Here is a 24,006-nt window from a genome sequence, read left to right on the forward strand (position 1 = left end):
TTATAAGGCTGTTTGCGTAAACTTTGTAGCTGTTTGAAAGTGGTTGATTTCCGCTCCAGGATGCTCGCTTTCCGCGGGGCGTGCGGTGAGCCTCCTCGGCGCTATGCGCCCTTAGGAGTCTCACCTGTCCCGCTGATCCCGCAGGAGTCTCGCACCTTGCGCTCCAATCAACTTCAATGAAGGGTGCCTCCGAGAGAATCCCAAAGCAACAATTTTTCAGAAAAGAGTCTAAGAAAAAGAGGGATGAAGATGGTTATTTTAACTGGAAATACGCTTTCTATGGAAGAGATAAAGCGTATTCTACATGACAATGAACCGGTAGAAGCGTGTCCGATAAGTATGAAAAAGGTGGCTGACAGCCGTAAAGCCGTAGAAGAGATCGTAGCTTCAGGCAAGGTTGTATACGGCATTACCACAGGGTTTGGAAAGTTCAGCGATGTATTCATCTCAAGGGACGATGTGGAGACCTTGCAATTAAATCTGATTCGAAGCCATGCGTGCGGAATTGGTGAACCGTTTCCTGAGACCATCAGCAGACTGATGCTTATTTTAAGAGCAAATGCGCTATTAAAAGGTTTGTCTGGAATCCGCCCGGTTGTTATTGAAAGATTGCTAGACCTCGTTTCACATGGTGTTCATCCCGTTGTACCTCAGCAAGGTTCATTAGGGGCAAGCGGTGATCTCGCTCCGTTATCTCATTTGGCTCTTGTTTTAGTCGGTGAAGGTGAGGCTTATTACAAGGGAGAACGCTTGACGGGACAGGATGCACTTAAGAGAGCTGGAATCGAACCTGTTGTTCTTACTGCGAAGGAAGGACTTGCGCTGATCAATGGTACACAGGCGATGACTGCTCAAGGGATAGCAGCCTATATAGAAGCTGAAAGAATCGGATTGATGGCCGATGCGATCGCATCATTAACGACTGAGAGTTTAAGAGGAATTACGGATGCTTTTGATGAAGATGTTCATATTGCAAGAGGATACAAAGAGCAGGTTGAGGTAGCCGAGAGACTTCGAAACTACTTAGAGGGCAGCCAGCTCACGACCAAGCAGGGAGAAATCAGAGTGCAGGATGCTTATTCGTTACGCTGTATTCCTCAAGTTCATGGCGCTTCGTGGCAAGTGCTAGGCTATGTAAAAGAAAAGCTTGAGATCGAGATGAACGCTGCAACGGACAATCCGCTAATCTTTGATGATGGGAACAAGATCATTTCTGGCGGAAACTTTCATGGACAGCCGATTGCATTTGCGATGGACTTCTTGAAGCTTGCCGCAGCAGAGTGGGCTAATATTTCAGAACGCCGCATCGAACGGATGGTCAACCCTCAATTGAATGATCTGCCTGGGTTTTTAAGTCCGAACCCTGGTCTTGAGTCTGGTGCCATGATTATGCAATATGCGGCAGCATCGCTAGTGTCTGAGAACAAGACACTGGCTCACCCGGCGAGTGTGGATTCCATTCCGTCATCAGCCAATCAGGAAGATCACGTGAGCATGGGTACGATTGCTTCAAGACATGCGGCTCAGATTATCACAAATGCAAGACGAGTACTTGCTGTTGAATTAATCTGTGCGATGCAGGCTGCTGATTTCAGAGGCCCTGAAAAACTCGCTCCAAAAACAAAGAAAGTATATGAACATGGCAGAAAAGTGTGTCCGACGATTCAATGTGACCGTATGTTCCACCGTGATATGGAAGCAGTTGCATCCTGGATCTTAGATGGTTCATGGAATGACATTTTAATAGGAACTAAAACTCAAAAGCTAGCACATTAAGGGGAGGTTTTTTACATGTCAAACGTAAAACATTCAATTTCAGCTGCAAGAGGAACTAAATTATCTGCAAAGGGCTGGGTGCAAGAAGCTGCCATCCGTATGCTTATGAACAATTTGGATGCACAAGTGGCAGAGAATCCGGATGAGCTAGTCGTTTATGGAGGAATCGGAAAGGCTGCCCGCAACTGGGATTCTTATCATAAAATCGTTGAAACATTAGAAAGACTTGAAAATGATGAAACACTTCTCGTTCAGTCAGGAAAGCCTGTCGCTGTTTTTAAATCACATACGGATGCACCGCGTGTACTGCTTGCAAACTCTAACCTTGTTCCTGCATGGGCAAATTGGGAGACATTCCGTGATCTCGAAAAAAGAGGTCTCATGATGTATGGCCAGATGACAGCCGGAAGCTGGATCTATATCGGTACACAAGGAATTCTGCAAGGAACATACGAAACTTTTGCAGAAGCAGCCCGCAAGCATTTTAATGGTACGTTAAAAGGAACGATTACGCTTACAGCAGGACTTGGCGGTATGGGCGGTGCTCAGCCTCTAGCTGTAACGATGAACGATGGCGTAGTAATAGCGATCGATGTAGATGAAACAAGAATTCAGCGCCGACTTGATACAAGATACTTAGATAAAAAGACAGACAGCTTAGATGAAGCTTTAGCAATGGCAAAGGAATATGCGGCAAAAGGAGAGCCATTATCAATCGGACTCTTAGGTAATGCGGCTGAACTTTTACCGAAAATGATCGAGATGGGCGAAATCCCTGACCTAGTAACAGACCAGACATCTGCACATGATCCACTGCATGGTTACTTGCCACTGGGACTTTCCATGGAAGAAGGCGCAGAACTGCGTAAACGAAATCCTGAGCAGTATATCGAAAAGTCAAAGCACTCGATGGCTGTTCACGTTCAGGCAATGCTGGAAATGCAAAAGAAAGGTGCTGTAGTTTTTGATTATGGCAACAACATCAGACAAGTAGCCTTCGATGAAGGTGTCAAGAACGCATTTGATTTCCCTGGCTTCGTTCCAGCATTTATCCGTCCGCTCTTCTGCGAAGGAAAAGGACCGTTCCGCTGGGTAGCTTTATCTGGTGATCCGGAAGATATCAAAAAAACAGATGAAGTTATCTTAAGAGAATTCAGTGACAATGAGCACCTTTGCAAATGGATCAAGATGGCTCAGGAAAAAGTACAGTTCCAAGGACTTCCTTCCCGCATCTGCTGGTTAGGATACGGAGAGCGTGCGAAGTTCGGAAAAATCATTAATGAGATGGTGGCTAATGGTGAGTTGTCAGCACCGATCGTTATCGGTCGCGATCACTTGGATTGCGGGTCTGTTGCTTCACCGAACCGTGAGACTGAGGGAATGATGGACGGCAGTGATGCAGTTGCAGACTGGCCGATTCTGAACGCGATGATCAATGCTGTTAACGGTGCAAGCTGGGTTTCTGTCCACCATGGCGGCGGCGTAGGAATGGGCTACTCTCTGCATGCAGGAATGGTAGTTGTTGCAGACGGGACAGAAGAAGCAGCACGCCGATTAGAGCGCGTATTAACGAGCGATCCTGGAATGGGAATCGTCAGACATGCTGATGCTGGCTATGATCTTGCGATTAAAACAGCAAATGAAAAAGGCGTTGACCTGCCGATGATCAATAAATAAGGCTGAACCTGTATTGTTGCTAGCAGAAGTGGTTGATTTCCGTTCATTGTGATCACTTTCCACGCGGCATGCGGTGAGTCTCTCGAGTTTGTCCTCGTTTTTAGTTACTTTGAGCGAAAAAGGAAGATTTTGAGCGAAACTTAAGGCAGTTTGAGCGCAAAAAGAGAGTCTTGAGCGTAACTCGACCTTTTTGAGTGTAACTAAACGAATCTGAGCGAACGTGTAATAAATAAAAGAACACGTACCGTAAAATTGGATAAACAAAGGACAGGAGATCCCAATCATAAGTTAAGTTTCTATCAACTTGTCAAAAAAGGATACTTACGAAATCGATTCAAAGTTTAGAAATATGGAAAATCACGAAAAAGGAGTGTGACGAATGCTTGATACATTAATTTTCGCTTCACAAATTGTCGTTCCAGTTGGAGAACGCAGAGCACTTCGCGGAACGGAAATGAATGAGCTCAAAGTAATTGATAATGGAGCTGTCGGAATAAAGGATGGCAAGTTTGCTTTTGTTGGAACACGTGAAGAAGCGGCTGATCTAAAAGCTAACGAAACGATCGATGCTAAAGAAAAATTATTATCACCTGGCTTGGTTGATCCCCATACACATTTAGTGTTTGGGGGATCCCGTGAGCATGAGCTCGCGCTAAAGCAACAGGGTGTTCCTTATTTGGAAATCCTGGCACAAGGCGGGGGAATTCTTTCCACTGTAAGAGCAACAAGAGAAACGACTGAAGAAGCACTTTTTGAAAAAGCGATGTTTCATTTAAACAGATGTTTAACATATGGTGTTACCACAATGGAAGCGAAAAGCGGCTACGGCCTTGATAAAGAAACAGAATTGAAGCAGCTTCGCGTAGCCAAAAAGCTGAATGAATCACATCCGATGGATCTCGTTTCTACCTTTTTGGGAGCGCATGCTATCCCGGAAAACTATAAAGGAAGACCGGATGCCTTCTTAGAAGAAATGCTATCTATGCTGAGTGTTATCTCGAAAGAAGGTCTTGCTGAATTTGTAGATATCTTCTGTGAGACAGGTGTCTTCACGGTTGAGCAGTCCAGAACATTTTTACAAAAAGCAAAAACAGCTGGGTTTGGTCTGAAGATACATGCTGACGAAATCGATCCGCTTGGCGGAACAGAAATGGCATGTGAGATCGGCGCTGTTTCAGCTGATCACCTCGTTGGAGCAAGCAAGGAAGGCGTCCGCATGCTAGGTGAATCAGATACGATTGCTGTTCTATTGCCCGGAACAACGTTTTATTTAGGAAAAGATCACTATGCACCTGCTAGAGAGATGATTTCGAGCGGAGCAGCAGTAGCTCTTTCAACAGACTTCAATCCAGGCAGTTCGCCAACTGAGAATATTCAATTCATTATGAATTTAGCAGCACTAAAGCTGAAGATGACGCCAGAAGAGATCTGGAACGCAGTAACGGTTAATGCGGCTTATGCGATCGGGCGCGGTGATGTTGCAGGCAGCTTGATAGAAGGCAGAGATGCGGATCTTGTGCTTTGGGATGTACCGAACTACAAATATGTTCCTTATCATTATGGTGTAAACCACGTAAATAAAGTTTGGAAAAACGGTGTATTGGTGGCTGGAAAGGCGGATTTACATGCAAACTATACCCTTTCTTCGTAAAACAGGTGAAGCGCCGTTTACTGACCGAGGAATAAAGAAGGCAGGACAGCTTCTAAAGCCATGGGCAGGTGAAGGTGTGAAAGGGGTAGCACTTACAGGCGCACCTCTTTCAAAAACATCTATTTCCCACTCTGGCGCGTTTATGGCACCACAGACGATCAGACAGATGATGCACTCTTTTTCGACCTATAGCATTGAGCAGGAAACAGACATGTGGGATGGGGTTATCACCGATTTTGGTGACATTGAGATGCATGTAACGGATTTGATTCAATCCCAAAACCGCATTTATTCTACATTAAAAGAAATTCAAAGTCAGCACAATGAAGCTTTGATTATCACATTGGGAGGCGACCATTCTGTTTCTGCAGGAGCAATAAAAGCTTTTCAGGAAACGAAAGGCCGGGTAGGAATCATCCAGTTTGATGCGCATTTTGATTTAAGAAACACAGAAGATGGCGGTCCATCAAACGGAACTCCGTTCAGACAGCTTATCGAAAACGATGTGATCAGCGGTGATCAGCTTGTGCAGCTGGGTATTCGGGATTTCTCAAACGGAAAGCTTTATCATGATTATGCAAAGGATCATGGTGTAACCGTCTATACAATGGGAGACATCAAACGTGAAGGGCTTCTAACTTTGCTGAAAAAATCAGTTGAACAGTTAAAACAGACAACAGATAACATATACATTTCTTTGGACATGGATGTACTGGATCAGGCATTTGCCCCAGGCTGTCCAGCGATTGGACCAGGCGGATTAGACAGCGATTCATTAATTGAAGGCATTCAATGGCTTGGCAGCAACCCTTCTGTAAAAGGAATGGATATTGTCGAGATCGATCCGACTCTAGATTTTCGAAATATGACAAGCCGGCTGGCTGCTTATATCATCATGCAATTTTCGCTTTTTTATTCAAAACGAGAAGGAGGGAAATAAAATGAGTGAGTTTGGAAGATTCATTGAAAACTTCAGAAAGCAAAAAGGCTTAAGCAAGTCTGAGCTTGCAAGGAGATTAAGCATCACGCCTCAGTATATGGCAGATATTGAAAAGGGAAGAATGATTCCATCTGAAGAGAAGATCGAGAAACTAGTGACTGCTTTGGAGCTGAACGAAAAAGAGGCATTTAAACTAGCTGATAAACTTCCTTTGCGTGTGCTTGCAGAAGCAAAACAAGAATACTATAAACATGGATCATAGAATAGCATTTATCTGAAGCCTGCTTGGTTGCAGGCTTTTTTTATTTGTCTCTGAGTTATTGTCCTCTCCGTAAGGACTTTAGTGAGATTTTTTATATGATGAGCAACGATTTTTATATGATTATTTAAGATTTTTATGTGATGATCCTCATTTTTTAGGTGATAAATTGAGGAAGTGTAAATTTTGTATTTCTTCAGAGGAATTACTCTGCTAGGATCTCTTCGATATGATAATAAAACTAGTGAAATCCTACTATAATGAGAATCCACGTATATATGATCAAAATAGTAGTACATTTACAGTAGAGTTTTCTCCTTTATAATTGATTCATATCTACTAAAAGAAATTTTACGTTCCCAAAAGACTAAAAAACTAGCTCCAAAGTCTTTGGAAGAAAATAAATCATCTACCTTATCCTCATTCATCCGAATTCTGTTTAATATGGAAGTAATCACCAAGAAATGACGAAATTTTCAGACTACATATTAAGCAGGAGGTTATTTAGGGTGAATAAAAAGAAATTTATAGCGACAACACTTTTAGCAACATCGATCATGCTGACACCGTTTTCGGTAATGGCGGAAAGTCCAAAACAGTTAACGGACCAAAAGATAACTGAGGCACTTGTAAACTTAAATAAAAACAAACTTTTCGATAACCTGGAAAGTAAACTTCAGCAGCTTTCAGATGAAGAGAAGGTGCCGGTAATTATTCAATTCAACGAGGAGTTCGCCGGCGGAAAAGCCTTTGAGAAACTCGCCTCAAAAGTTGGGATGTTCAAAAAGTCCTTTGAGTACAAAGTAATCAATGGAATGGCAGCAACGATGACAAAGAAGCAGATCATGCTGCTGGAGCATCTTCCTTTTGTAAAACAAGTAGAATATGATGCACCGATACAAATGAACCTGGAGACAGCGAACAGCTGGTTCGGAACGGCAAAAGCCCGTGCCGATTATGGTGTGACTGGTGATCAAGATGGGAATGATCGCTCATATTCAAAAGCCGATAGTGTTGTAGCAGTCATTGATACGGGGATTGATGCTGCACACGTTGATCTGGATGGGGGAAAAGTGATCGGGTGGAAAGATCTTGTGAACAATCGTACAACACCTTATGATGACCAAGGACATGGAACGCATTGTGCCAGCATTGTTGCGGGTGAAGGAGATTCAAATCCTGCTCATAAAGGTGTTTCACCAGGAGCTGCTCTAGTTGGTGTTAAAGTCTTAGACAGCCAGGGGTCAGGCAGTATGAGTACCGTTACAGCGGGAATCGACTGGGCCGTGCAAAATAAAGATACGTACGGCATTGAAGTTCTTTCATTAAGCCTTGGGACTTCAGGAAGCTCAAACGGACAAGATGCTACATCTGTTGCGGTAAATAACGCATCAGCAGCTGGACTTGCTGTTGCCGTTGCAGCAGGAAACTCAGGACCTTCGGCTTCAACGATCGGCTCTCCTGGAGCAGCTGATAAAGCAATCACAGTTGGTGCAGGTGCTGATCTAAACGAAGGCGGCTTCAATATCACATACTTCTCATCTCGCGGCCCAACAGCTGACGGCAGAGTGAAGCCAGATATTTTTGCACCAGGCTATAATATCACAGCAGCAAAAGCTAATTCAGGAAATCAATATGTAACATACAGCGGCACGAGTATGGCTACACCATTTACAGCTGGAACTATTGCACTAATTCATGATGCGAACCCGTCAATCACTGAGCCGCAAATCAAGAATGCACTCTATTCAACAGCGATTGATTTTGGAAAAATAGGCAAAGACAATGAATATGGATACGGACGTTTAGACGGACATGCTGCAGTAAAAACGGCTGGGGGCTTAACTGGTTCTGGACCTGCTGTGCCGGATCATTTTTATAAACGCGGGACTTTAAGTTCTGGCGGATCACAGACATTCTCCCTAAATGTAACATCTGCGGCATATCCGATTTCTATGACTGTCATTACGGAAAACTACAGCCCGGGCTGGTTCATTTTCCCGGCATCACATAACTACTCTGTTTCACTAATCGATCCAAGCGGAAACACAGTCGTTAGTTCTTCACAAAATGAGCGGCAGGATCATGCATTCTTCAAGCCGACACAAACAGGTGTTTATAAAGTGAAGGTTTCATCAAGCAGAGGAAGCGGAGCGTATGATTTAGATGTAAGTGCAGGCGCGTCAAGCTTAAATTAATAATCTTCTTTGACAAGTTGATTGGAGCGCAAGGTGCGAGACTCATCGAAAATGGACTTCACATTTTCTTCGTGCGATGTATAGCTGTCGAAGTCTTCCTTGTCCTGCGGATCAGCGGGACAGGTGAGACTCCTAACAGCGTAGAGCGCTAGGAGGCTCACCGCACGCCCCGCGGGAAGCGAGCATCCTGGAGCGGAAGTCAACCATCCCATTAGCTGCAGAGTTTACCTAAATTGCCTAATAAAAACACCGCTGTTGACACGAATGTCCAGCGGTGTTTTTTAAATGAATATTAACTTTCGCTTTCTTGAGGCCGTGATGGTTTTGGCTTCAGCATTCGTTTCAGTTTAGACCAGCGAAGTTCAATAAACGGCTGTGCAAGAGCAATAACTGGTTTGCTGGCTAAAAATAGTGTGACGATAACTGCTAGAAACAGAAGCATAAAGTAGGCGCCGTTCTCTTCGATTTTGGCAAAAAGTTCGGTCGTAAACAAATACTTCAGTACAAAGCCGTGAAGCAGATAAATGTAAAGTGTCCGTTCGCCAAACTCTGTAAAAAACATTTTCCGCCTCGGAAGAAGTGCTAAAAAGCTGAACGTTGCGGCAAACATAATAGCATACATTGCAAGTCTAATGAGTCCGCCATACCAATTGTTATATCCGAGAATCTCAGAATATGATGATGAAGCGAGCAGCCATTCCTTCGTTCCGTTCGGGAAAATAAAGTGATAGGTAATGAATAATACGATTAAGAATGATGCGGCTGCTGCTTTTGCAGAAGGCTTTAATATTTTTTTGAAGTCTCGTTTTTCCAATAAATGCCCCAGCAGAAACACTGGGAAAAAGACGAATGTTCTCAGCAAGCTTAAGAATGTTCCAATATCTTGAATATAGCCGACAGCTACACCAATTCCGATAGCTAGAACAAGCGGGTACTTGATCTTCACAAATAACTTCAACAGAATGTTCCAGAATACAAGACTCAGTAAAAACCATAGAGTCCAATGCGGTGAAAAGAAGTCTAGTTTCACTTCACTTTTTCCGTAGAGATCGTAATAAAATAAACTATACACCAACTGAAATACCAGGTAAGGGATCAGGACCTTTTTAAAGATCTTGGGCAGGTAGCCGTCGCGCCAAACACCTTTAGTAAAGAATCCGCCAATAAGAATAAAGGCAGGCATGTGAAATGTGTAAATAAAATTATAGATCGTGTAAAGCCACTCGTTTTGACCTTTTATCGGCGAAATAAAGTGTCCGAACACGACCAGAAAAATGAGAATAAACTTTGCGTTGTCAAAATAATAATCGCGTTCTTTTGCTGCAGTACTCATCAAGATTCCTCCAATAAAAATTCACCATATAAAGTGTTCGTATGAATTTCACCTTTTTCTTCCTATCCTCTATAATTCCCAACCTTTCATAGTTTTCTAACCTCTAAATTAAAAAAACGCATTTCCTGCAAACAGGAAACACGTTTTTTCATTTGGCTCTTCTCTAAAAGATGGAGAGCAAGGTGCGAGACTCCTCGAAAATGAAAATCACATTTTCTTCGTGCGATGCTAACGCTTCCGAAGCCTTCCTTGTCCTGCGGGATCAGGGGACAGGCAGCGCGAAGCGATAGGGAGGCTCACCGCCCGCCCCGCGGAAAGCGAGCATCCTGGAGCGGAAATCAACCACTTTCAAGGGCAATAAAGTTCGCGAAACTGCCTTGATTAAAAGTCTATTTTTATTTTAATAAAACCGGCACTTCTAAGCGCTTCGTAAATAATAACAACAGCTGGCCCCACAATCAATCCTATCATTCCAAGAAGCTGGAAACCTATGTATAAGGATACGAGAGCTGCCAATGCCGAAATACCAAGACTAGATCCAAGTATTTTAGGTTCAATGATTCTTCTGACAATTGTAATCACACCGAACATGATTAATAGACCAAAAGCGAGGTGGTCATTATTGTTGATAAAGAACGAGTAAGCTGCCCATGGTACAAGGAATGAGCCTGTTCCCAAAATAGGGAGGATATCAACAATTACAATTAATAGAGCAAGAATTACCGCGTATTCTACATCCAAAATCATAAGTCCCACTAAAGCAAGGATATATGTAATGAAGCTTAAGATGATCTGAGCTCTAAAAAAACCAACAGTTGCTCTTGAAAGCTGGCTGAATACAAGTTCAACCTTTTCACGGGCAGAAGTTGTAAATAAGTTCAGAAATTCTGCATACAAGCGAGGCAGATCCAATGAAAATAAAAATACCGCAACGATATAGATTATAAAATAAATCAGCATACCTGGTATCGCAGTAATAAGACCTAAGATTCCCGTCGTCAAGCCCTTAGCGGTTTCAACTCCATATTCCTTTAGTGCTACCAAGCCTTCCTCAAGGGTTCTAACAACTTCTGGTGGAAGAGTTGCATAGAAGTTTTCCATTTCATAAAACGTATCTTCAGCCACTTCAAACAGGTGGACTGAGTATGATGGGAGGACAGTAATAAACTCAATCACTTGAATAACAAGTGTTGTAGTCAGCCAGTATGATAGAATTCCAAATCCAGCTAAAAATAGCACGAATGAAATAGTGACGGACAGCAATCGTCTGCCTTTAAATAGTTTAATGAACAATTTTACTACCGGTTCAAGCATTATAGCGGTTAATAATGCAAGAAGGAGAGGTATACTGTAAAAGACAAATATGACGATTCCAGCGAGCAAAAATAATAACAAAACAACGTTTTTTACAGTCATTTTCCGACTCCAATCTCCGTAAAATTATCCGGTTTATACTTGAATAGGCTAGTACCCATTATGACCGGAAAAAGAGATGAAAATTCTTTATATATAAACAATGATGTTCCGTTAAAGTGAAAAAGTCAATTGCAGAAAGAAAAGTTTTTAAAAATCTTTTTACACTATCAGAAAGTATCACTTGTTTGCACGATGATTTTCGTCGTAGCAACAAGTCATAGTGGATAGTATAAGCGCAACTAGAGCTGACGGGAAAGGCTTGGCGTCAGCGAAGTTTTCTTTATTTTCTTTCAGGCGTCCTCATTGCCAAGATTGCATTTAACTGTCCTCCTGCTATTAAAATCAATGCAGAAAGATAGAACCAGATCATAAGGGTTAACAGTGCTCCCATGTTTCCGTAAATTTGTCCATAATCAAAAATGGAAACATACGAAGAAAAAAGATAGGAAAATAGATGCCATCCAGCTGTGGAAAATACTGCACCAGGCCAAACATTACGAAATGATAGCTTTATGTTTGGAGCGAACATGTAAAGCGCTGAAAAGATAAAGAGAAGGATGGAAAAACCAATCATATACCTAGCCGTTTCCCAAATGTGCCATACCGGATGAGAGTATCCTGTTTGCTCAAATATGTAGACTCCGATCGTTCGTCCAAAAACAGGAAGCAATAACGCAGTGATAACTGCCACCACTAAACCGAAAGTTAAAAATATCCCAAGAATTAATTCTTTAATAAAAGGTCTGCTTTCTTCCACTTGGTAAGCAAGATTAAATACCCGTATAATGGCATGTGTACCAATGGTTGCAAGCCAAATCATTATAATTAATGAAATCGAAAATACATCTCCGCGGTGTTCGTCTAATACTGCAATTAAATTATACTCTAGTAAGGTATATGCTTCTTCTGGTGCAATAGACTGAAAAAGAGAGAGCACATATGAAGAAGAAATCGGTAAAAAACCCATAACAGTAAATATAAGAAAAATAAAAGGAAATAAAGAAACTAAGAAATAATATGCTAACTGAGCCGAAAGATCAAAAACTTTATCTTCAAAAAAACGGTGGAACCACTGTTTCAATACCCATCGCATATGTATGCCTCCATGATTGCGGCGTATCATTCTATCCTGCATTATTCCCGTAAACAAAAAAAAGAACGCTTATTTTGAAACAAAACGTTCAATTGCACGTATGAATTAAAGTCGTAATTGAAATTTCCTAAGAATTGCAGCAGGATGAGGACCTTCTTGTTGGTCTGGAATAGCAGCTGGATTGGCAGCAAAGAACAAAAGGAGAGGTTGAAGGTGTAGACGGCGTTGGGAAAATTGGACAGCAGCAAGGATTTACATTTCGGCAAAATAAAGGGACGCCACAAAATAAAATACATGATTTGCACGGAAAAGAACATCCAGAACAGCACATGAACCCCCCTTCCATTATATATATGAAAAAATGGATAAGCCTGTAAGGGCAAAAAAGCTATTACTACAGCCTTTTTTCATGGGGGAAAGTTTAAGTTATTTCATTATCTTTTTATAAAATCATAGGGTATACTATTAAACAGATGTTTAACAGGGAGGATTTTTTAAATGGAGTTATTCGCACCAGATTTTTGGTCAGCCTTGCTCGCAATTGTCATTATTGATTTGGTTTTGGCTGGAGATAATGCAATTGTTATAGGTTTAGCAGCTAGAAATTTACCTAAAGAAAATCAGAAAAAAGTAATCATTTGGGGTACAGTAGGTGCCATCGTGATTCGTGCGGCAGCGACACTCGCTGTTGTGTGGCTATTAAAAATTCCAGGTTTGCTGCTGGGCGGCGGACTAATTCTTTTATATATTGCTTACAAGCTAATGATAGAAGAAAAAGATCATGATATTGAAGCACAAAATAATGTATTCGCAGCAATTAAAACGATAATCATCGCCGACGCCGTTATGGGTCTTGATAACGTTCTTGCAGTAGCTGGTGCAGCACATGGTGACTTTCTGCTTGTTGTCATCGGATTATTAATCTCAGTTCCGATCGTTGTTTGGGGAAGTACACTTTTTCTGAAGCTGATGGAAAAATATCCTTTTATTATCACCATCGGGGCAGGTGTTCTTGCTTGGACAGCTTCTAAAATGATCGTAGGCGAGAAATTCATGAAGCCATACTTTGAAAATGACTTTATTAAATATGGTTTTGAAATTTTAATGGTTGTTATTGTTTTAGGACTTGGAACTCTTAAGAAGAAAAAAATGGCTGAAGAAAAAGCAGCAGCTAATGAAAAAGCACCAGAGCCTTCAAATAACGAAGCATAAGACAAAGACCTGTATGGGATTATTCCTGTACAGGTCTTTTTTATATTTATGTGGGCTGGGGAATGTCGAAATTTCGATAAAACTTAAATTACCACGGAAAAATGAAATTTCCAAACCTTAATTAAGTCACTCAACCTTCTGGTTAGGTAAAAAGTACCTAATTTGATTACTTTTTAATTAAAAGTAATTCCAAAGTACCGGTTTAACCTATTTTTATAAAGATTCTGTAAATTTATGTCGATATTTAGCAGAGATATAGAATGGGGGTTAAACAATTGTTTAAAAAAATACAAACGAAAATTATGCTGTCTGTCAGTGTTCTTGTGGCTATTGCACTAATATCAACATCTTTATTTTCTTATTATCAGACGAAGCAGCAAATAGCAGAAAATGTTCAAGAACAAGCTTCGGGTTTAGCGAATGATGTAAAATCTTCAACAGAACTATATTTAGATTCATATGGGAATACTGTTGATCGCTATAGTCGGGACAGCAGGCTTATAGACTATTTAAAGACCTTGAAAAAGGATGAAGCAAAAGGACTTAATGAATCATGGCCAATTGTCGATCAGGATTTTAAGCACTTTTTAGAGTTAAACAAGAATGTAGCAGTTCTATATGTTGGAGCTGAAACGAAGCAGTTTAAAACAACACCCGTGCTGGAACTTCCTGAAGGGTTTGATCCTACCGGACGCCCGTGGTATCAGACTGCTGTCCAGTCACCTGAAAAAATCATGTGGACTGAACCATATGAAGATGCAAGCTCAGGTGAATATGTAGTTACTGTTGCGAAACCAGTATTAGACCCTGCCACTAAAGATGTGCTAGGGGTTGTTGGTCTAGATTTGAGCCTTGCAGGGCTTTCAGGCATGATCAATCAAACGAAAGTAAGCTATAACGGTTATCCTGTCCTTCTTGATCCAAAAGGAATGGCGCTTGTTCATCCTGACCAGCAAGGAAAAGACTTGAGTAAAGAATCGTTTACGAAAGCTATGTATAAGAATGAAAAAGGAAACATTTCATACGAATACAAAGGTACAGACCGTGAGCTTTATTATACAACGATTTCAGACACAGGCTGGAAGCTGGGTTTTGTGTATGAGACAGATGAATTGTTAAAAGATGCTCAGCAGCTTTTTAACATGATTTTGATCTTTGCTTCAATAGCTGTAGTGATTGCCCTTGTTGTAACGTATTTTCTGGCAAAAAGCATATCGAATCCTATTCGCAATCTGCAAAAACAAGTTCAGCTTGTAGCAGAAGGTGATCTGACTGTATCAGTAGAAGCAAAATCCAAAGATGAAGTTGGAACGCTTACCCACCATTTTAATGCGATGGTTGAAAACATGAGAGGACTGATTACGTCTGTAAGCCAGTCCGTTGTTACCGTGAATGAATCAACATCAAATCTAAGTGCTGTATCAGATGAAACTATTGCGGCTAGTGAAGAAGTTTCAAGAGCTGTTGCTGAAATCGCTTCAGGTGCTACGACCCAGGCAGAGGATGCAGATGAAACGAACCGCAGGACTCTCGATCTCTCTTCACAGATTGAAAAGGTTAACGAACAGGCTGAAATGATGGCTCGCCTATCGATTCTAGCAGAAACTGCAAATAAGAATGGTCTATCGCAAATGCATGTCCTCCGTGAGAAAACGGGTGAGAGCAATGAGGTCTTGCAAAATATTGAAGAAGTAATCTCAGGTTTAGCTGGCAAAGTAGAAGAGATTGAGCAGGTCATTCAGACGATTACAGAGATATCGGAGCAAACGAATCTGCTTGCTCTAAATGCAAGTATTGAAGCAGCTAGGGCAGGTGAAAGCGGAAGAGGTTTTGCAGTTGTTGCCGATGAAGTTCGAAAGCTTGCTGAACAATCATCCATTGCAGCTGATAAAGTAAGAAAAACGATTACAGGCATCGGTGCAGAATCTGTTCGTGCCGTGAAGGAAATGGAACAAACTAAGCGGATCGCAGAAGATCAGAATTGCACTGTAACAGATACAGAGCGCGCATTTGATGAAATCGCGGATACGATGGACCAGATGGTAAAATCAATTCAGCAGATTACTAGTGAAGTTGAAATTATCAATAACTACAAAGAAGAAGTAGTAGCTTCTATCCAAAGCATAGCTGCTGTTGCTGAACAATCAGCTGCAGCTAGTGAAGAAGTAAGTGCTTCCTCGGAAGAACAAGTTCGCGCACTTGCAACCGTTTCACAGTCGGCAGAAGAATTGAATGACGCTTCTACAGCCTTAACTGAAATGATCAAGCATTTTAAAATTTAGTTCAAAAATAAGTTCAAAATTATTAAGTATAGACTGTTTTCGTAAATTTTTCGGCATAAGAAGTAGTTGACTTCTGCTCTAAGATGCTAGAAGAGGGAGTTTGAGCGAAAAAGGAAGATTTTGAGCGTAACTATAGGTAGTTTGAGCGTAGCGAGAAAATCTTGAGCGTAAATCTGCGTTTTTGAGCGTAACTCAACGAGTCTGAGCGAACGTGTAATAAATATAAGAACACGTACCGTAAAATTTCAACTACACCCATAAAAAGAAGGAAACGGAGCTGTAATTCCGTTTCCTTTTTTTCATCTATTAATAGATATCCCGTTTTGAGAAAGTAACAAACGCGATGATAAACCCGGCGAGCCCCCAGACTGCAAGGACGGCCATTGAGAATCCTAATGACATGCCTTCGATTGGAGTAGCCATTCCGCTTACATAGTTTGTGAGATTCAGGTTCACCATGAAAAAGTACTTAGCACTTTCCCATGAGGAAACCATATTAACTAATATAGCTCCTGCGATTAGGGAAGCTAGCATGATTCCCATTACCGCTGCGGTGCTTCGGAGTAAAACAGACAGCATAAAAGTTAATGTACCTACGATGACACATACATACCAGACTAGGCCGAACTCCATCAGAATATATTGCCACTGAGGCACGATGTGTACATTGTCTGTCAGCAATTCATCACCTGAAACCGCAAACCCTGTCAAGAGCGGCATATTCCAGCCTCCGTACCCGAACACCATCCCGGATATCGCATATGACAACACAGCAACTGACAATACAATAAAAGATACCGAGAGCAGCATGGCTAAGTACTTGCTTAGCAGAATCCGCCATCGTTTTACGGGTCTTGTTAATAACAGTTTGATTGTGCCTCCGCTGGCTTCTGAGGAAACGAGATCAGCGACGATTACCATAACTAGAAGCGGCAGCAAGAGATCGATGGAGTTCTCTACGAAAATGCGCATAAAAGTTGGTGCTCCTGGTGCGCGCGGATCAATATCATTTTCGAGATAATATTGCTGCTGAGATAATCTGATCTTTAAATATTTCCGCCATTCATCTTGAATACGGCTCGAGCTAAGTCTGTTTTGTGTATCTGTAATCTCTTGCTGTAGTACTGTGCGCCAGTCCTGAGTACCCATCTTTTCCCGCTGCTCCTGGATCTCTTTAAACTGAGCATATGTAAAAAGCGGTACTAAAAAAGCGATGATGAGGACGATGACATACAGCCTTTTTTTACGCAAAAGCTTCAGCATTTCGTTGCGTACAAGATTAATCAATACTTTCGCCTCCTGTCACTTCTAAGAACAGATCTTCTAGAGAAGGAAGCTGAGTTCTCATTTCTTTTACTTTCACGCCAGCATGTACAAGTTTTTCGTTCCATTCAGGCAAAAGTGGTTCGTTATAAAGCGTGATCAGCGTACCATCCAAACCTTCCTGTACCTCTGTTTCTTTTTCTAATATCTCTTTAGCCAGAGAGAGCGGCTCGGCTTTCCAGATGACTCTCTCTTGTTCAGCTAAAAGATTTTGCACAGAGTCTGTACGAATAACTGAACCTTTAGAAATGATCGCGACTCGATCACACATGAGCTGAATTTCACTCAGTAAGTGGGAAGAGACTAGCACACTTAATTTTTCTTCTCTCGCAAGCTTTCGGATGAACTCACGCATCTCGCGTATTCCAGCAGGGTCAAGGCCATTCGTCGGCTCGTCCAATATGAGCACTTTCGGTTTTCCTAAAAGAGCCTGTGCAATTCCTAAGCGCTGTCTCATGCCAAGTGAATACGTGCTGACGCGGTCGTGAATCCGGTTGGTTAAACCTACAAGTGTAACGACTTCCTGAAGCCTGCTTTTTGGAATAGAAGCATCCATTTTTGCAAAGTGCTCCAAGTTTTCCCATCCTGTTAAATAAGGGTAAAGTTCAGGGTTCTCAACAATACAGCCAAGATGCCGCATCGCTTCTGTAAACTCTGTCCGAACATTTTTGCCGCCAATTTTAATCGTTCCTGAAGTAGGAGAAATCAAGCCGACAATCATACGGATCGTCGTCGTTTTGCCGGCGCCATTCGGTCCTAGGAAGCCAAACACCTCACCAGGATAAAGGGTAAAAGAGACACCTTTAATGATCAGTTTTCGCTTGATTTTTTTCGTCAGATTTTCAACTTCTAATGCAGGTATATTACTCATGATTCATCTTCCTCCTGTTCAAAGGTGATCAGTGAGGCTACACGTTCTGCCATTAACTTATATCCTTCTGTATTTGGGTGGAATTGATCAGAGTATAAGTAGCTTTCAACCTGCAGCTGAAAAAGATCAAACGTTGGTACATAGACAATGTTTTCATACTCAGCTGCGGCTTCCGCAGTCTGGAAGTTCCAGTCTCTAACAACAGATGATGTTGTTTTGGCATCCGGAAGATTGCTGAAAGGATTGTAGAGTCCGACATGATAAATGACAGCATCCTCATTTAAATCTCTGAGCTGTTTATAAATGTTTTTTACATTTTTTAAGTAAATTTGTTTTTTTCCATTAATCGCGTTCATATCCAAGGATTCAAGGGCTGAACCTTGCTGAAACAAGTCATTCCCGCCGATCGTCATCACGATTACATCAGCTTGTTTGGCTTGCCTCTGTATCTCCTTTTGCTGAATCTGTTTCAGAAGACCTCGAGATGTTTCTCCTTTAATAGCTGTATTAACGAGATTGATATCCTGTTCTGATTTTTCCTTTAAAAGATCAGATAAATATCCTGTGTAGCCCTTGCCATCAGCATCTCCTGTTCCGCGTGTCAATGAATCCCCTAGCGCGAAAATGGTAAGCTTGCCATCGTCAGTTTTTGATGTGGCAGACTCTGTTTTTTCTGCTGGCTGTTCGAATTTTTCGTTGGCTGAAAATTGATCTTGCAGTGTCCAGCCAAGACCAAACAGCCATAAAAGACTTGCAGCAATGGAAACTGCCGAAACAATCGTTAAGGTGTATTTTTTCAAAACAGGTTTCATCCTTCCCAATTCTCATTATCTGTTCTTTCTAGGATAGCAAAAATTGCTTCGCATTCTAACTTTTTTGCCTATTTGAGGTAAAATAAACCAAAGGGAGTGGAATCATGAAAAATTTTTTTGAGATGATTGAATTATGAAGTGGTCGCCAGTCGGAGAATCCCAAAGAATCGAATCGCTGGATATCCTTAGGGGAATTGCAATTTTCGGTATACTGCTCGTAAATATGAAGTCGTTTTCCGGACCAGATTCACCGATAAGGGCATTAAGCTATGAATATTTTAATCAGCCTTATGATATTTGGACGAACGTTCTGCTTGAATTTTTCGTTCAAGGAAATTTTATTACGATGTTTTCGTTCTTGTATGGTTTTGGCATGATACTGATGTCTGAAAGAGCAAAAGCAAATGACCGGAGTTTTTTACCAGTCTTTCTAAGAAGACAGTTTGTGTTGCTTTTGTTCGGTGCAGTTCATGTTCTCTTCTTTTGGTACGGTGATATTCTTGTTACGTATGCCGTAGTTGGGGTGATCATGCTTTTGTTCTACAGATTACCTAGAAAAGCATTGTTGATCACTGGATTGGTTATGATTACCGCATACAGTTTGTTCATGTCTGTTTTAACGTATGATTACTGGACAAGCGGTGCGGCTTTAAGCTATCAGGAGTCATTGAACGCACAGCATGAAAATGAGGTTCAGAACTCCATTCAGATTTATAGCGAGGGTACATATTCAGAAATCATGCAAGAGAGGATTCGCGAATGGACTGATCTCAATCAATATTTCCTGTTCTTTTTATTCGGTATATTGCCTATGTTCTTGTTTGGCGCTTATGCCGCTAAGAAGCGGCGTTTTGAAAATAAAGCGTTATGGAAGCTTTGGGGACTGACTCTTGTTTTGGGGCCAGGGAGCAAAATGTTTGCCGTTATTTTCTTTCCTTATAAAGGAGAAGACTGGCGGTATGATACAGCTATGTCGTGGGGCTATGAATTTGGCGGAGCGATGATGAGCATCTTTTATATATGTTCGATTGTGCTGCTTTATAGAAGCGGCAAGTTTAAACGATTGTTTAACTTGTTCCGGATTACTGGGAGGATGGCTTTCACGAATTACCTGACTCAATCGATCGTCTCTACCTTTATTTTTTTCAGTTATGGACTCGGTCTTTATGGAGAATACGGTCCGTTAACCGGCATTATGATTGCTGTTATCATCTTCGGTTTACAGGTTCTTTTTTCAATATGGTGGTTAAGAAACTATAAAATGGGACCGCTTGAGTGGATTTGGCGCACGTTAACCTATGGGAAGAGGCAAAAGTTAAAAAGAACAGAAGAAAGTGTGTCTTAAAAAGCTGGAGGACTCCAGCTTTTTTTTGCATGTTTTCTTAAATTCCGCTACACTATGAGTAACATATATGAGCATATATTCATATATTAAAAAAGAACAATATCTGGGGGTGCCAGTTCATGAAAGAAAACAACGAAAAATATGAACAACTTGATGAGGAAACACTATTTATTGTATCGCAAACTTTTAAAGCACTCTCAGATCCGACAAGGATTCGGATCCTTCACTTATTAGGAGAAAAGGAATGCAGTGTTTCAGAAATAGCGGAAGAACTGTCACTCATGCAGTCAACAGTCTCGCATCAGCTGCGTTTTTTAAAAAACCTTAGACTTGTAAAATTCAGACGTGCAGGAACAACCTTGTATTATTCGATAGATGATGAGCATGTGATGACTCTCTTGCATCAATCGATTCATCATGCGAGACACGACTAGAGAGAGGAGGAACAGCAGATGAAGGAACACAAGATTACCGGATTATCATGCGGTCACTGTGCGTTGAAACTGCAGGAGCAAATTCAGCAGCTTCCAGGCGGGGAAGAGACTCAAGTCCAATTTAATTCAAGTAAAATTATTTTAAATGAAGAAGTCGATATGGATGCTGTCCGTTCGATTCTTTCATCAGAAAAGGTCCGATTTGAAGCAGATGGAAAATCAAAAGGACCGAACTGGCTCATGATTTTTCTGTATGTTTCAGCTGCATCATTTATCGCTGCATTAACGGCTGAATGGTATACGGAGCAGCCGGCTTTACCAGTAGTCTTTTACGGAATTGCGACGATTCTCTCTGGATATCCCACGTTCATGAAAGGTCTGCGCAACTTAACAAAATTAAAATTCGATATTAATACTTTGATGACGGTCGCTTTAATAGGTGCTGTCGCTATTGGAGAGTGGAGAGAAGCTGCTCTTGTAGCGATTCTTTTTGGTATCAATGAACTGCTTGAATCCTATGGTATGGAGAAAGCACGCAGGTCGATGGAAACTCTTCTAGAAGTCGCTCCTAAGGAAGCTGTTTTATTGAAAGATGGAAAGACGGAAATCATCTCAATAGAAGAATTAAACGTGGATGACATTGTACTTGTAAAAACAGGTCAAAAGATTCCTTCAGATGGAGTCGTTGTTCATGGTAAAAGCTCTGTAAACGAAGCAACGATTACCGGAGAATCTCTGCCTGTCGAAAAAGAAAGCGGGGAACCGGTCTTTGGCGGAAGCATCAATAATGAAGGAGTTCTTCATGTTAAGGTGACGAAAACCTATAAGCAATCCGCTCTTTCTAAAATCCTTGCTCTAGTTCAGGAAGCGCAAGAATCCAAGACACCTACTGAATTGTTTATCAACCGGTTTGCAAACTACTATACGCCGGTAATCATGATTATTTCAGCACTTGTGATGCTTGTTCCGCCTCTTTTATTTAATGGAGCATGGGGTGAATGGTTTTATCAGGGATTAGCTGTATTGATTGTCGGATGTCCTTGTGCTCTTATTTTATCATCTCCTATCGCTATCCTATCAGGGATTACAGTGAATGCCCGAAACGGTATTCTGATTAAAGGCGGAGCATATTTAGAGCAGCTTTCCAAAATTGAAGTAATCGCTTTTGATAAGACGGGGACGTTGACATTAGGCGAGCCACATGTTGTTGCAGACGCATCATTTCATCATGACTTTTATAAAGTCGCATATGCCATTGAAAAATCTTCGTCTCATCCTTTAGCGAAAGCTGTTATTAAGCGCTGTGAAGAACTAGGTACAGAAGAAGTCGAGGTTGATGAGATCAAAACGGTATCAGGGCAAGGTATTTCGGCAATGATAGAGGGTTTCACGTACCGACTTGGCAATGAAAAGATAATTGGTGAAACGGATGCAGATGAAGAGTCTGCAAAAGTGATTGAACAATACAAACAAGAGGGCAATACCATAGTGCTTGTTGCCAAAGATAGAGAGATATTAGGCATATTTGCTATCGCTGATGAAATTCGTAAAGAAAGTGCAAATATCATTCGTGATCTTCATAGAAACGGTATAAAAGAAACGGTCATGCTAACAGGAGATCATCCTATAGTTGCAGAAAAAGTGGCAATGAAGACAGGGGTATCTGCTTTCTTTGGCGGACTTCTGCCAGAAGAAAAGGTTAAAAAGGTTAGAGAATTAAAAGAAAAGCATAAAGTAGCCATGATCGGAGATGGAATCAATGATGCGCCGGCACTTGCCACAGCGGATCTTGGAATCGCTATGGGTAAAGGAACGGACAGCGCTATTGAAACAGCAGATATCGTGCTCATGCAGGATCACTTAGGTAAACTGCCTGATGCAGTAGAGGTATCTCGCAAAGTGAACACGGTCATTAAGTGGAATATTGGCCTCTCAATTGGATTGAAATTGTTTGCCCTTCTGCTGACAATTCCAGGCTGGTTGACGCTATGGATCGCTATTCTTTCAGATATGGGAGCAACCATTCTTGTTACACTGATCAGCTTAACGGTATTGCTTCACAACAGAAGATAATAAAGGTTGTATTTGTATACAATGACGCTTATGTAAGTAGTTGATTTCCGTTTCAGGTGCTCGCGGTGAGCCTCCTTGGCGCTATGCACCATTAGAAGTCTCACCTGTCCCACTGATCCCGCAGGAGTCTCGCACCTTACACTCCAATCAACTTAGCAATAAAGAATGATAACAAAGCAACAACCTTTTAGAGTAAATCCTTTTGTAAGCATTGCTGCATTCGGAAAGTGGTTGAGTTTGATCCTATTATTCATCAATGAAGATTCTGAAGAATGTGCTTTTCTAAAGAGAACAGCCTCAAAAAGTTTTAAGCCATGCATTTGCGTGGCTTTTTTAGTACGATTAATGTGGATAAGGGAGAGTTTCTTAGGAGGATTTATTAAATGTCTGAAACGCTTTTAACGTTTTTCAAAGAATACAGGGAATGGGCAATACCCATTTCCATTTTATTAAATGTGATTATCGCAATATTGGGCGTTGTTCCATCTGTATTTTTAACCGCTGCTAATATTCTTTTCTTTGGTTTTTGGAACGGTACCCTTATATCGTTTATAGGAGAAGCAGCGGGTGCAGCGGTATCATTTCTTTTATATAGAAAAGGATTTAAAAAAGTTTCAAGGCAGAAGCTAGAGGGGTACCCCCGGGTGGTAAAGCTTCTTGAAGCGAAAGGGAAAGAAGCATTTATTCTCATCTTCTCTTTGCGTCTGCTTCCGTTTGTTCCTTCTGGTCTCGTGACCTTTGCAGGAGCGATAGGAGCAGTTTCACCATTTGTATTCGTTGCCGCCAGTTCAATCGGGAAAGTTCCTGCTCTGCTATTAGAAGCCTACTCTGTTTATAACGTTACAGCATGGAATACGGAAGGCAAGATTATTTTAGGCATTATAGCAGCCGCAGGTATATATGCAATTGTGAAAAAAATAAGATCATAATCAAATTATTTGCATACTATAGGGGGGTATAGTATATTATAATTAAGAAAGCATCCCTGAATGGAAGGATGATAAAAAAATGGATAAAAAAACACATCGGTGTGAAAGTGACAAACAGGATTTAAACAATCGTTTAAAAAAGATAGAAGGCCAGGTTCGCGGACTGCAAAAAATGATTGAGGAAGACCGCTATTGTATTGATGTTCTTGTTCAGATTTCTGCGGTTAATGCGGGATTAAAAAAGGTAGGCTTTCAACTAATGGAGAATCATACCCACCATTGTGTGGCTGATGCGATCAAGTTAGGTGACGGTGAAGCATCAATTGATGAACTGATGAAAGTGATTAAGCAATTTTCCAAATCTTGAAAAGGCTGGTGAACA

At 41.3% G+C, this 24,006-nt stretch carries 19 protein-coding genes; 13 read left to right on the forward strand and 6 right to left on the reverse strand.

The features are described 5' to 3' along the window. The first annotated feature begins 249 nt into the window (after nt 1-249). The 6 genes from hutH to ACFQ4X_RS01140 all read left to right on the forward strand — a co-directional run bounded on the left by hutH (nt 250) and on the right by ACFQ4X_RS01140 (nt 8,501). Nucleotides 250-1,776, forward strand: coding sequence for a histidine ammonia-lyase (hutH, locus tag ACFQ4X_RS01115; protein ID WP_379832734.1), 1,527 nt, complete (start codon nt 250-252; stop codon nt 1,774-1,776). 15 nt (nt 1,777-1,791) lie between these two features. Then, nucleotides 1,792-3,453, forward strand: coding sequence for a urocanate hydratase (gene hutU / locus ACFQ4X_RS01120; RefSeq protein ID WP_379832735.1), 1,662 nt, complete (start codon nt 1,792-1,794; stop codon nt 3,451-3,453). 379 nt (nt 3,454-3,832) lie between these two features. After that, on the forward strand, nt 3,833-5,104 hold the full coding sequence (gene hutI / locus ACFQ4X_RS01125; protein ID WP_379832736.1) for an imidazolonepropionase: 1,272 nt from the start codon (nt 3,833-3,835) through the stop codon (nt 5,102-5,104). After that, the gene (gene hutG / locus ACFQ4X_RS01130; protein WP_379832737.1) at nt 5,079-6,044 is read left to right on the forward strand and encodes a formimidoylglutamase; all 966 of its coding nucleotides are present in this window, start codon (nt 5,079-5,081) and stop codon (nt 6,042-6,044) included. Before hutI ends, hutG begins: the two co-directional genes overlap by 26 nt. Nucleotide 6,045: 1 nt before the next feature. Then, the gene (locus ACFQ4X_RS01135) at nt 6,046-6,306 is read left to right on the forward strand and encodes a helix-turn-helix domain-containing protein (protein ID WP_379832738.1); all 261 of its coding nucleotides are present in this window, start codon (nt 6,046-6,048) and stop codon (nt 6,304-6,306) included. A 506-nt stretch (nt 6,307-6,812) separates the two neighbouring features. After that, the gene (locus ACFQ4X_RS01140) at nt 6,813-8,501 is read left to right on the forward strand and encodes a S8 family serine peptidase (RefSeq protein ID WP_379832739.1); all 1,689 of its coding nucleotides are present in this window, start codon (nt 6,813-6,815) and stop codon (nt 8,499-8,501) included. A gap of 292 nt (nt 8,502-8,793) precedes the next feature. Here the strand turns inward: ACFQ4X_RS01140 and ACFQ4X_RS01145 are convergent, their stop codons facing one another. The 3 genes from ACFQ4X_RS01145 to ACFQ4X_RS01155 form a co-directional block, all read right to left on the reverse strand. Continuing rightward, a complete protein-coding gene (locus ACFQ4X_RS01145) occupies nt 8,794-9,834 on the reverse strand; it encodes an acyltransferase family protein (protein ID WP_379832740.1) in 1,041 nt (346 codons plus the stop codon). 381 nt (nt 9,835-10,215) lie between these two features. Further along, entirely contained in the window at nt 10,216-11,250 is a 1,035-nt protein-coding gene (gene ytvI, locus ACFQ4X_RS01150; RefSeq protein ID WP_379832741.1) for a sporulation integral membrane protein YtvI, read from the reverse strand. Nucleotides 11,251-11,530: 280 nt separating this feature from the next. Then, on the reverse strand, nt 11,531-12,343 hold the full coding sequence (locus ACFQ4X_RS01155) for a YihY/virulence factor BrkB family protein (RefSeq protein ID WP_379832742.1): 813 nt from the start codon (nt 12,341-12,343) through the stop codon (nt 11,531-11,533). A gap of 498 nt (nt 12,344-12,841) precedes the next feature. On the opposite strand from ACFQ4X_RS01155, the gene ACFQ4X_RS01160 reads away from it, so the two are divergent. Next, nucleotides 12,842-13,555: a TerC family protein gene (locus tag ACFQ4X_RS01160; RefSeq protein ID WP_379832743.1), complete on the forward strand. Its 714-nt coding sequence runs from the start codon at nt 12,842-12,844 to the stop codon at nt 13,553-13,555. A 275-nt stretch (nt 13,556-13,830) separates the two neighbouring features. Further along, nucleotides 13,831-15,837, forward strand: a complete 2,007-nt coding sequence (locus ACFQ4X_RS01165; protein ID WP_379832744.1) for a methyl-accepting chemotaxis protein — start codon at nt 13,831-13,833, stop codon at nt 15,835-15,837. Nucleotides 15,838-16,143: 306 nt separating this feature from the next. Here ACFQ4X_RS01165 and ACFQ4X_RS01170 read toward each other — a convergent pair whose 3' ends face one another. Genes ACFQ4X_RS01170 through ACFQ4X_RS01180 form a run of 3 tightly spaced genes read right to left on the reverse strand, consistent with a single transcriptional unit; the run spans nt 16,144 to nt 18,831 of the window. Continuing rightward, entirely contained in the window at nt 16,144-17,124 is a 981-nt protein-coding gene (locus ACFQ4X_RS01170) for an ABC transporter permease (protein WP_379832745.1), read from the reverse strand. Then, nucleotides 17,117-18,031: an ABC transporter ATP-binding protein gene (locus tag ACFQ4X_RS01175; protein WP_379832746.1), complete on the reverse strand. Its 915-nt coding sequence runs from the start codon at nt 18,029-18,031 to the stop codon at nt 17,117-17,119. The genes ACFQ4X_RS01170 and ACFQ4X_RS01175 overlap by 8 nt, the downstream gene beginning before the upstream one ends. Further along, nucleotides 18,028-18,831, reverse strand: a complete 804-nt coding sequence (locus ACFQ4X_RS01180; protein WP_379832747.1) for an SGNH/GDSL hydrolase family protein — start codon at nt 18,829-18,831, stop codon at nt 18,028-18,030. The genes ACFQ4X_RS01175 and ACFQ4X_RS01180 overlap by 4 nt, the downstream gene beginning before the upstream one ends. Nucleotides 18,832-18,976: 145 nt before the next feature. Here ACFQ4X_RS01180 and ACFQ4X_RS01185 point away from each other — a divergent pair, with 145 nt between their 5' ends. The 5 genes from ACFQ4X_RS01185 (at nt 18,977) to ACFQ4X_RS01205 (ending at nt 23,991) form a co-directional block, all read left to right on the forward strand. Then, nucleotides 18,977-20,188: a DUF418 domain-containing protein gene (locus ACFQ4X_RS01185; RefSeq protein ID WP_379832748.1), complete on the forward strand. Its 1,212-nt coding sequence runs from the start codon at nt 18,977-18,979 to the stop codon at nt 20,186-20,188. Nucleotides 20,189-20,307: 119 nt separating this feature from the next. Next, nucleotides 20,308-20,622 carry an ArsR/SmtB family transcription factor gene (locus ACFQ4X_RS01190; protein WP_066286796.1) on the forward strand — a complete coding sequence of 105 codons (315 nt, stop codon included), beginning with the start codon at nt 20,308-20,310 and terminating at the stop codon, nt 20,620-20,622. 18 nt (nt 20,623-20,640) lie between these two features. Beyond that, nucleotides 20,641-22,695 carry a heavy metal translocating P-type ATPase gene (locus ACFQ4X_RS01195; RefSeq protein WP_379832749.1) on the forward strand — a complete coding sequence of 685 codons (2,055 nt, stop codon included), beginning with the start codon at nt 20,641-20,643 and terminating at the stop codon, nt 22,693-22,695. A 383-nt stretch (nt 22,696-23,078) separates the two neighbouring features. Beyond that, nucleotides 23,079-23,624: a TVP38/TMEM64 family protein gene (locus ACFQ4X_RS01200; RefSeq protein ID WP_379832750.1), complete on the forward strand. Its 546-nt coding sequence runs from the start codon at nt 23,079-23,081 to the stop codon at nt 23,622-23,624. A gap of 79 nt (nt 23,625-23,703) precedes the next feature. After that, complete coding sequence (locus ACFQ4X_RS01205; RefSeq protein WP_379832751.1) at nt 23,704-23,991, forward strand: metal-sensing transcriptional repressor; 288 nt, start codon at nt 23,704-23,706, stop codon at nt 23,989-23,991. The last annotated feature ends 15 nt before the right edge of the window (nt 23,992-24,006 follow it).

The sequence above is a fragment of the Fictibacillus halophilus genome (assembly GCF_042680145.1).
GTDB lineage: Bacteria > Bacillota > Bacilli > Bacillales > Fictibacillaceae > Fictibacillus > Fictibacillus halophilus_A.

Coding starts and splice junctions, on each gene's coding strand:
- ACFQ4X_RS01135 (WP_379832738.1), top strand. CDS start 6,046: ATGAGTGAGTTTGGAAGATTCATTGAAAACTTCAGAAAGCAAAAAGGC.
- hutH (WP_379832734.1), top strand. CDS start 250: ATGGTTATTTTAACTGGAAATACGCTTTCTATGGAAGAGATAAAGCGT.
- hutI (WP_379832736.1), top strand. CDS start 3,833: ATGCTTGATACATTAATTTTCGCTTCACAAATTGTCGTTCCAGTTGGA.
- ACFQ4X_RS01160 (WP_379832743.1), top strand. CDS start 12,842: ATGGAGTTATTCGCACCAGATTTTTGGTCAGCCTTGCTCGCAATTGTC.
- ACFQ4X_RS01185 (WP_379832748.1), top strand. CDS start 18,977: ATGAAGTGGTCGCCAGTCGGAGAATCCCAAAGAATCGAATCGCTGGAT.
- ACFQ4X_RS01155 (WP_379832742.1), bottom strand. CDS start 12,343: ATGCGATGGGTATTGAAACAGTGGTTCCACCGTTTTTTTGAAGATAAA.
- ACFQ4X_RS01205 (WP_379832751.1), top strand. CDS start 23,704: ATGGATAAAAAAACACATCGGTGTGAAAGTGACAAACAGGATTTAAAC.
- ACFQ4X_RS01175 (WP_379832746.1), bottom strand. CDS start 18,031: ATGAGTAATATACCTGCATTAGAAGTTGAAAATCTGACGAAAAAAATC.
- ACFQ4X_RS01190 (WP_066286796.1), top strand. CDS start 20,308: ATGAAAGAAAACAACGAAAAATATGAACAACTTGATGAGGAAACACTA.
- ACFQ4X_RS01145 (WP_379832740.1), bottom strand. CDS start 9,834: ATGAGTACTGCAGCAAAAGAACGCGATTATTATTTTGACAACGCAAAG.
- ACFQ4X_RS01200 (WP_379832750.1), top strand. CDS start 23,079: ATGTCTGAAACGCTTTTAACGTTTTTCAAAGAATACAGGGAATGGGCA.
- ACFQ4X_RS01195 (WP_379832749.1), top strand. CDS start 20,641: ATGAAGGAACACAAGATTACCGGATTATCATGCGGTCACTGTGCGTTG.
- hutU (WP_379832735.1), top strand. CDS start 1,792: ATGTCAAACGTAAAACATTCAATTTCAGCTGCAAGAGGAACTAAATTA.
- hutG (WP_379832737.1), top strand. CDS start 5,079: ATGCAAACTATACCCTTTCTTCGTAAAACAGGTGAAGCGCCGTTTACT.
- ytvI (WP_379832741.1), bottom strand. CDS start 11,250: ATGACTGTAAAAAACGTTGTTTTGTTATTATTTTTGCTCGCTGGAATC.